Origin of the sequence: Streptomyces cavernicola (genome assembly GCF_029968035.1) — a bacterium.
GTDB classification, from domain to species: domain Bacteria; phylum Actinomycetota; class Actinomycetes; order Streptomycetales; family Streptomycetaceae; genus Streptomyces; species Streptomyces cavernicola.
Genome location: NZ_JASCIQ010000039.1, coordinates 73800 through 82210, shown reverse-complemented (window position 1 = coordinate 82210; position 8411 = coordinate 73800). Strand labels below are relative to the sequence as shown.

Annotated in this window: 7 protein-coding genes and 1 pseudogene; 5 read left to right on the top strand and 3 right to left on the bottom strand. The window is 70.1% G+C overall.

Annotated elements, in window-relative coordinates; genetic code table 11:
• The first annotated feature begins 428 nt into the window (after nt 1-428).
• A complete protein-coding gene (locus tag QIS96_RS29960) occupies nt 429-710 on the top strand; it encodes an HU family DNA-binding protein (protein ID WP_016645140.1) in 282 nt (93 codons plus the stop codon).
• A 183-nt stretch (nt 711-893) separates the two neighbouring features.
• Here QIS96_RS29960 and QIS96_RS29955 read toward each other — a convergent pair whose 3' ends face one another.
• Both QIS96_RS29955 and QIS96_RS29950 read right to left on the bottom strand, forming a co-directional pair.
• Entirely contained in the window at nt 894-1547 is a 654-nt protein-coding gene (locus QIS96_RS29955; RefSeq protein WP_282545929.1) for an HAD family hydrolase, read from the bottom strand.
• Nucleotides 1548-1560: 13 nt separating this feature from the next.
• Nucleotides 1561-2304, bottom strand: coding sequence for a GntR family transcriptional regulator (locus QIS96_RS29950; RefSeq protein ID WP_282545928.1), 744 nt, complete (start codon nt 2302-2304; stop codon nt 1561-1563).
• Between the two features lie 285 nt (nt 2305-2589).
• Between QIS96_RS29950 and QIS96_RS29945 the strand changes: the two genes are divergently transcribed.
• The 4 genes and pseudogenes from QIS96_RS29945 (at nt 2590) to QIS96_RS29925 (ending at nt 6551) form a co-directional block, all read left to right on the top strand.
• Nucleotides 2590-3744, top strand: coding sequence for an extracellular solute-binding protein (locus QIS96_RS29945; protein ID WP_282545927.1), 1155 nt, complete (start codon nt 2590-2592; stop codon nt 3742-3744).
• 2 nt (nt 3745-3746) lie between these two features.
• Nucleotides 3747-4693, top strand: a pseudogene (locus QIS96_RS37925) (ABC transporter permease).
• The gene (locus QIS96_RS29930) at nt 4681-5502 is read left to right on the top strand and encodes an ABC transporter permease (protein WP_282545926.1); all 822 of its coding nucleotides are present in this window, start codon (nt 4681-4683) and stop codon (nt 5500-5502) included. The pseudogene QIS96_RS37925 and the gene QIS96_RS29930 overlap by 13 nt, the downstream one beginning before the upstream one ends.
• Nucleotides 5499-6551 carry an ABC transporter ATP-binding protein gene (locus QIS96_RS29925; RefSeq protein ID WP_282545925.1) on the top strand — a complete coding sequence of 351 codons (1053 nt, stop codon included), beginning with the start codon at nt 5499-5501 and terminating at the stop codon, nt 6549-6551. The genes QIS96_RS29930 and QIS96_RS29925 overlap by 4 nt, the downstream gene beginning before the upstream one ends.
• Before the next feature lie 332 nt (nt 6552-6883).
• Here the strand turns inward: QIS96_RS29925 and murA are convergent, their stop codons facing one another.
• Nucleotides 6884-8230, bottom strand: coding sequence for a UDP-N-acetylglucosamine 1-carboxyvinyltransferase (gene murA, locus QIS96_RS29920; RefSeq protein ID WP_282545924.1), 1347 nt, complete (start codon nt 8228-8230; stop codon nt 6884-6886).
• Between the last annotated feature and the right edge of the window lie 181 nt (nt 8231-8411).

Genomic DNA, 8411 nt, shown 5'->3' with positions numbered 1-8411 from the left:
GCGCAACGCCGCAAAGTCCGTAGAGGGCGCTGCGGGCGCCGAGGCCGGGTCGCTCAGCGCCTGAATGTGACCGTTCCCACGGTGGTCGGGGCGGCGAGTCGTGGAACCCGCGCCGTCGCCCCGCCCTCTAGGGTTGCGGGCGGCGCGCCCCGAAATCCTGGGGGTCCGACGCCAGGAGCTGGACGAACCGTCGCCGACTTCGTCACCAATTAGACGAAGTGGCGCTTTTTGTGTGACTCCCAAGGGTGCCGGATTGGCTTTCCCGCCATTTTTAGGGGCAGGATGCGTCTCTAGGCGGGAGGGTCCGACTGACGGACCCGGGTCCGGGGACCCACGAAGGACCCTGGCAGCATCGGCTTCGCTGTGCTGAACATGCGGCTTGACCGCGTGGCACGCCTCAACGGCAAGAAGAACACGGGAGTACAAACATGAACCGCAGTGAGCTGGTGGCCGCGCTGGCCGACCGCGCCGAGGTGACCCGCAAGGACGCCGACGCCGTGCTGGCCGCGTTCGCCGAGACCGTCGGCGAGATCGTTGCCAAGGGCGACGAGAAGGTCACCATCCCCGGCTTCCTGACCTTCGAGCGCACCCACCGTGCCGCTCGCACCGCCCGCAACCCGCAGACCGGCGAGCCGATCAACATCCCCGCCGGTTACAGCGTGAAGGTTTCGGCCGGCTCGAAGCTGAAGGAAGCGGCGAAGGGCAAGTAGGCCTTACGTCTTCGAGGGCGGCACCCGGAGCTTTTCCGGGTGCCGCCCTCTTTGCTTGCCCTAGGTCGGCGTTCAAGCGGCCCTTGACCGTGGTGCCGTTGTGCCTACCCTCCCCCAAGCTCTCAACTTCGTTCGAGCAGGGGGGACCTCCATCGCCTTGCGGAACGCCTGCCCACAACTCGGCTAGAAGTCGACCTCGTCCAGGCTCCGCACCAGCGTCGTGCGCGGGCCCGGGACGATGCCCGGGACCGACGGGACCGCCAGGAGGTGGCAGCCCGCTGTGAGGGCCGCTGTCGCGCCCGTCGGGGTGTCCTCCACGGCCAGGCAGTCCGCCGGGGCCACGCCGAGCGTCGCCGCCGCCGTCAGATACGGCTCCGGGTGCGGCTTGCCGCGCTCCGTCTCGCCCGAGGTGACCGACGTGTCGAAGCGGTGCCGGCCCAGGGTGTCCAGGACCAGGTCGGCCACGTGCCGCTCCGAGGCCGTCACGAGCGCCGTGGGGATGCCGAGCGCACGGGCCCGGTCGAGCAGCCGCAGCGCGCCGGGCTGCACGGTCACGCCCGCCGCCACGCGGGCGGTGAACTCCCGGTCCAGGATCTCGGCGCACTCTGCGGCCGTCAGGGCCGTGAGCCCGTGTCGTACGAGGTGATCGGCGGCGTCGGCCACCGCCGCGCCCGCGAACGGGGCCAGCGTCTCTCCGGTCGACGGGGAGCCCTGGGCGCGCAGGAACTCCGCGACCGCGTCGAGCCAGGCGTGCTCGGTGTCGACGAGCGTGCCGTCCATGTCGCAGAGGAGGGCGGCGGGGCGGGGGGGGGTGAGCGAGGGGGCGAGGCTGTTCAACTGCGGGGTTTCCTCAATGGTCAGGGGTCGTACGGGCCAGGGGGTTGGCCTGCACCGAGTTGCGGACGGTGAAGACGACCGTGCCGGGCCGGTAGCGGTCGTCGGAGGTCTCCACCGGGCGGCCCTCCGCGGTCGTCGTGGTGCGGCGCACGCGAAGCAGCGGGGAGCCGCGGCGGACCGACAGCTCACGGGCGTCGACCGTGCCGGCGGGGACCGCGTCCAGGTGGTGCTCGCCGTGCGACATCACCAGGCCGACCGCGTCGTACAGGCTCTGCGTGACCGACTCGCAGTCGTCCGGCAGGGCCTCGACGGCCTCGGCGCACCAGCCCGCGTACACCGTGCGTTCCAGGAGGACCGGGTCGCCGTCCAGGGTGCGGATGCGCAGGACGTGCAAGACCTCGTCGCCCGGGGCGAGTTGGAGCTGGGCGGCCTCGGCGTCGGTGGCCTTTCCGCGGTGTGCGGAAAGGACCCGGCCGCCGGGGGTGCGGCCGCCCGCGCGCGCCCACTGGGCGAAGCTGCGCAGCTCGGTGAAGCTCTGGCTGGGCGTGGCCGCGAGCACCACGCGCCGGGCGCCCTGCCGGGAGCCGATCAGGCCCTCCGACTGGAGCGTGCCGAAGGCCTGGCGCAGGGTGCCGCGCGACACCCCGTGGGCGGCGGCGAGTTCGGACTCCGAGGGCAGGGCGGCGCCCACCGGATAGCTGCCGTCGCCGATGGCGCGGCGCAGCTCGTCGGCGATTTCCTCGTGCCGTCGGGTCACTTCTCTCCTCGGACGGGTCGTGCTGGCCAAGGCCTCGATCATGTCATTCGGGGGCTGCTGTGCGCACCCCCGGACTGTGCGCAGATGTGCACAGCGTGGGCGGGTGGGACTCTGCTTATAACCCGTCGGGCCGAAGGTAAACGCCCCTCTTCATAACGCTTTTGACCTGCGGTTTTTCTTCTCCGAGAGCTTTACCGGGTAGTCACTTGGCGGTTATCTTCATCCGGCTTACTGACGATGGCTTGTCCAGACAGGTGGCATGCCAAAGACCCAGGAGTAACCATCGTGAAGGCATACCGTCCCCGTGGTTCGAGGCGCGCCGTGACCCTCGCCGCCTGCGCACTCGTCACCGCCGTCGCAGCCACCGGCTGCGGTGCCGCGCCGACCGCGGACGCGCAGAACAGCAAGGCGGGCAAGGCCCGTTCGGCGGCCGACCTCGGCGGCCTCGACAAGCTGGCCGCGGCGGCGAAGAAGGAGGGCGAGCTGAACGTCTACGCCCTCGCGCCCGACTGGGCGAACTACGGCGAGATGATCGAGGCCTTCGAGAAGAAGTACGGGATCCAGGTCAACAACGAGAACCCCGGCGGCAGCAGCCAGCAGGCCCTCAACGCCGCCGCGAAGCGCAAGGGCCAGCCCCGCGCCGTGGACGCCCTCGACCTCGGCACCGCGTACATGCAGGACGCCAAGGCCAAACAGCTGCTCGCCCCGTACAAGGTCGAGGGCTGGGACGGGCTGCCGAAGGCGCAGAAGGAGGCCGACGGGTCCTTCGCGGACAACTACGGCGGCTACATCTCCATCGGCTGCGACGCGAAGGCCGTCAAGAAGTGCCCGGAGAAGCTCAAGGACCTGCTGAAGCCGGAGTACAAGAACAAGGTCGCCCTCAACGGCAACCCCACCGAGTCCAGCTCCGCGCTCTCCGCCGTGTTCGCCGCGTCCCTCGCCAACGGCGGCTCGCTCGGCGATGTGCAGCCGGGCCTCGACTTCTTCAAGAAGCTGAAGCAGCAAGGGAATTACGTTCCCGCCGAGTCCACCCTCGCCACCATCCAGAAGGGCGAGACCCCGATCTCCATCGACTGGGACTACCTCAACCTCGGCTACGCCGACAAGCTGGCCGGCAAGGGCGTCGACTGGCAGGTGACGGTCCCGGAGGACGGCCAGTACTCGCTGTACTACAACCAGGGCGTCAACAAGTACGCCCCGCACCCCGCCGCCGCCCGCCTCTGGCTGGAGTTCGTCTACAGCGAGGAGGGCCAGAACATCTGGCTCAAGGGCTACTCGCGGCCCGCGCTCCTCGACCGCATGGTCGAGGACGGCACCGTCGACAAGGCCGCCAACGCCAAGCTCCCCGAGGTCTCCGGCACCCCGCAGTCCGCGACCCCCGAGCAGGAGGCCGCGGCCAAGGAGAAGGTCGTCCAGGGCTGGGGCAAGGCGGTCGGCTGACCATGGCGGAACAGGTTCTCCAGAAGGCGGCCGTACGCGCGGACCACCCCCCTGCGCGTACGGACCGCCCGCCCGTGAGCCGGGGCCGCAGCCGTGGCAGGTTCCGGTGGCTGGCCGTCGTCCCGTTCTTCGCGTTCCTCGCGGTCGGCTTCGGCCTGCCCGCCGGGACCATGGCGTACGGCGCGTTCACGGCTGCCGACCCGGCGACCGGCTTCACCACCGCCCACCCGGATGCGGTATCGTGCCCCGAACGGGACTGCGAGCGAGAAGGCACGAACCACACGCCGGTGGGGACACGGTTTCCATGCCAGGACCAGTCCGAACAGACTTGAGTCGCCCATAGGCGGCTCGCGGCGACTCCCTCGTCCTTCGGGACGTGTGGTAGCGGGGCGCAGTCAATCGCCCCAGTGCGGCTTGCTGCACCGGACGCAGGGGATCACGTGGCAGCCAGTCACGCTCCACTTGCAATCAACGCCTTTCGGACTGAGCTAACAAGCTCGGTCCTTTGTGGGCCGAGAAGTTGACCGTCTACACCTTCACCGGGCTCGTCCTCGCCTACCTGTACTTCATGGTGCCGCTGATGGTCGTCACCGTCCTGCCGGCCTTCGACGGGCTGCGCAGCCAGTGGCGGGAGGCCGCCGCCTCCTGCGGGGCGACCCGCGGGCAGTTCTGGCGGCACATCGGCATCCCCGTGCTCACACCGTCGCTGCTCGGCGGGGCGGTCCTGATGTTCGGCACGGCCTTCGCGTCGCACGCCACGGCGGCCGTACTCGTCGGCGGATCCGTGCAGTTGATCACCATTCAGATCGCCAACGCCCTCAACGGCAACGTGCTCGCCGGGCAGGAGAACCTGGCGCTCGCCATGAGCCTCAACATGGTCCTGGTCGCGCTGCTCGTCATGGCCGTACAGATACCGCTGCAGCGCAGGAGTGCCCGATGGCTCGGATGACGTCGCGCGGCCCCGTCCTGGGAATCGCCGCCCTCTACTTCCTCGTACCGGTCGCGGCCTCGCTGTGGTTCACGATCGACAGCCCGGACGGCATCGGCTTCGACGTGTACAGCAAGGGCCTCGGCTCGGAAGGCCTCACCACGAGCCTGCTCAGGTCCGTCTCCATCGGCCTCGCCACCGTCGCGCTCGGCCTGCTGCTCATGGTGCCGACCACCGTCGCCGTCGCCCTGCGCCTGCCGAAGCTGCGCCGGATCGTCGAGATCCTCTGCATGATGCCGCTCGTCGTCCCGCCGATCGCCCTGGTCGCCGGCGTCGCCACGGTCCTCTCCTGGCAGCAGGACCTCGCCACGACCCCGCTGTACGGCACCTTCCAGGCGCTCATCGACCGGGACTTCCCGCTCATCCTCGTCATCGTCTACACGGTGATGTCGCTGCCGTTCCTGTACCGCTCCCTCGACGCGGGCCTGCGCTCCGTCGACCTGCGCACCCTCGTCGAGGCCGCCCGCAGCCTAGGCGCCTCCCGCACCCAGACCCTCCTCCAGGTGGTCGCGCCCAACCTGCGCCAGGCCGTCATGGGCGGCGCCGTGCTCAGCCTCGCCATGGTGCTCGGCGAGTACTCCGTCGCCTCCGTCCTCGGCTTCGAACCGTTCGCCGTGTGGATGGTCAACGTCGGCGACAGCGAGGCCCAACTCTCCGTCGCCGCCGCGATGTTGAGCCTCCTCCTCACCTGGGGGCTGCTGCTCCTGCTCACGGCGCTCGCCGGCGGCCGTACCCGTAAAACCCAGAGCCGAAGGAAGACGACCTCATGACCGTCCCCGTGCAACTCAAGCAACTGCGCCGGGAGTTCGGGTCCACGGTGGCCCTCGACGGCCTCGACCTGGACATCGCGCCCGGTGAGCTCGTCGCCCTGCTCGGCCCGTCCGGCTGCGGCAAGACGACCGCGCTGCGCATCGTCGCGGGCTTCGAGTCGGCCGACGGCGGCGAGCTGCTCATGGACGGCGAGGACATCACGTCCGTCCCGGCCCACCGCCGCGACATCGGCATGGTCTTCCAGTCGTACTCGCTGTTCCCGAACATGACGGCCGCCGAGAACGTCGCGTACGGGCTGCGGGTACGGGGCGTCTCGTCCCGTGAACGGGCCGCGCGGGCCGGGGAGTTGCTCGACCTCGTCGGCCTTCCGGGGCGCGGCGGGCACTACCCGCACCAGCTCTCCGGCGGCCAGCAGCAGCGAGTCGCGCTCGCGCGGGCGCTCGCGATCCGGCCGCGGGTCCTGCTCCTCGACGAGCCGCTGTCCGCGTTGGACGCGAAGGTACGGCTGTCCCTGCGGGAGGAGATCCGGCGGATCCAGCTGGAGCTCGGCATCACCACGGTCTTCGTCACGCACGACCAGGAGGAGGCGCTGTCCATGGCCGACCGGGTCGCCGTCATGAAGGACGGCCGCCTCGAACAGTGCGCGGCCCCCTCGGAGTTGTACGACCGGCCGGCCACGCCCTTCGTCGCGGAGTTCGTCGGCACGATGAACCGGGTGCCGGGGGTGGTGGGCGCGGGCGGCGTGGTCGAGCTGTTCGGGCGGCGGCTGCCGGTGCAGGGGGAGGCCGTGTTCGGTGCGGGGGCTGAGGTCGACGTGCTGATCCGGCCGGAGGGGTTCGCCGTGACGGCGGGCGGGGCGTCGGTGGTGCGGGTCGCCACGTTCATGGGGGCGACGACCCGGCTGCACGTGTCGACTCCGTCGGGGGTCGAGGTCAAGGTCGACGTCCCGAGCTGGGAGGCGGACGGGCTTGTGCCCGGGGTGAGTTGTGAGGTTGTTCCTCACGAGAAGCCGGTGTTGGTGGCTGAGCGGACGCTGTCCCCGGCCTGAGGGTTGGCTCGCGGCCTCTTTTTCTGCTCCCCACCCCGCCCCTTCCCGAAAGTCCTGACGGACGGCTACGGGGGCTGCGCCCCCGGGCCCCGCTCTCGGGGCTCCGCCCCGTACCCCGGCTGTCGTTCGTCTGCTGCGCCGTCGTGGCTGGTCGCGCCGTTCCCCGCGCCCTTGTCGGGGCACGTCCCCCCCCACCCGCTGTGCCCACGACGGCGGGAAGCCGAACGGACAGCTCCGCAGGATTTCGGGAAGGGGCGGGGTGGGGGAAACGAACGGAGCGGCACCCACGATCAGGGTGCCGCTCCGTCGACGTACAAGCCAAGGCTTGAGGGCTACACCAGCGCCCCGCCCGGGAGTTCCACCTTCGCGCCGAGTTCGACGAGCTTCTCCATGAAGTTCTCGTAGCCACGGTTGATGAGGTCGATGCCGTGGACCCGCGACGTGCCCTGGGCCGCCAGCGCGGCGATCAGGTACGAGAAGCCACCGCGCAGGTCAGGGATGACCAGATCCGCGCCCTGCAGCTTCGTCGGGCCCGAAACCACCGCGGAGTGCAGGAAGTTGCGCTGGCCGAAGCGGCAGTCGGAGCCGCCGAGGCACTCGCGGTACAGCTGGATGTGCGCGCCCATCTGGTTCAGCGCGGACGTGAAGCCGAGGCGCGACTCGTACACCGTCTCGTGGACGATGGAGAGGCCCGCGGCCTGGGTCAGGGCGACCACCAGCGGCTGCTGCCAGTCCGTCTGGAAGCCGGGGTGCACGTCCGTCTCCAGGGCGATCGCGTTGAGCGAGCCGCCCGGGTGCCAGAAGCGGATGCCCTCGTCGTCGATCTCGAAGGCGCCGCCGACCTTGCGGTACGTGTTGAGGAAGGTCATCATCGTGCGCTGCTGCGCGCCGCGCACATAGATGTTGCCCTCGGTGGCGAGCGCGGCGGAGGCCCACGAAGCCGCCTCCAGACGGTCCGAGATGGCCTGGTGGTTGTAGCCGCCGAGCTTGTCGACACCGGTGATGCGTATCGTCCGGTCGGTGTCCATGGCGATGATCGCGCCCATCTTCTGCAGTACGCAGATGAGGTCCTCGATCTCCGGCTCCACGGCCGCGTTGGACAGCTCGGTGACACCCTCCGCCAGGACGGCCGTGAGCAGCACCTGCTCGGTCGCGCCCACCGACGGGTACGGCAGCCGGATCTTGGTGCCGCGCAGCCGCTGCGGGGCCTCCAGGTACTGGCCGTCCGCGCGCTTCTCGATCGTCGCGCCGAACTGCCGAAGCACCTCGAAGTGGAAGTCGACCGGGCGGCCGCCGATGTCGCAGCCGCCGAGGCCCGGGATGAACGCGTGGCCGAGGCGGTGCAGCAGCGGGCCGCACAGCAGGATCGGAATACGGGACGACCCGGCGTGCGCGTCGATGTCCGCGACGTTGGCGGACTCCACGTGCGAGGGGTCGAGGACGAGCTCACCCGGCTCGTCGCCGGGGCGCACGGTCACGCCGTGCAGCTGCAGCAAGCCGCGCACGACGCGTACGTCGCGGATGTCCGGGACGTTGCGCAGGCGGCTCGGACCGCTGCCGAGCAGCGCCGCGACCATGGCCTTGGGCACCAGGTTCTTGGCGCCGCGGACCCGGATCTCGCCCTGCAGCGGGGTGCCGCCGTGGACAAGCAGTACGTCGTCATTGCCGTTGACGGTCATCTATCTCGCGTTCCGATGAGGTGGGCAGGGGCCGAAGAGACAGGGTAATGGGCTCCCACCCCCTCTCCGTAAGGCCGAGGGGGCTCTCGTACGTCATGACTTCGCCACAACACGAACCGTGCCTTTTCCTGCGCATACGGTCACCGAAATCGGATGCTCCCGACATGTCCCCGACATGTGC

Coding starts and splice junctions, on each gene's coding strand:
- QIS96_RS29925 (WP_282545925.1), top strand. CDS start 5,499: ATGACCGTCCCCGTGCAACTCAAGCAACTGCGCCGGGAGTTCGGGTCC.
- QIS96_RS29960 (WP_016645140.1), top strand. CDS start 429: ATGAACCGCAGTGAGCTGGTGGCCGCGCTGGCCGACCGCGCCGAGGTG.
- QIS96_RS29930 (WP_282545926.1), top strand. CDS start 4,681: ATGGCTCGGATGACGTCGCGCGGCCCCGTCCTGGGAATCGCCGCCCTC.
- murA (WP_282545924.1), bottom strand. CDS start 8,230: ATGACCGTCAACGGCAATGACGACGTACTGCTTGTCCACGGCGGCACC.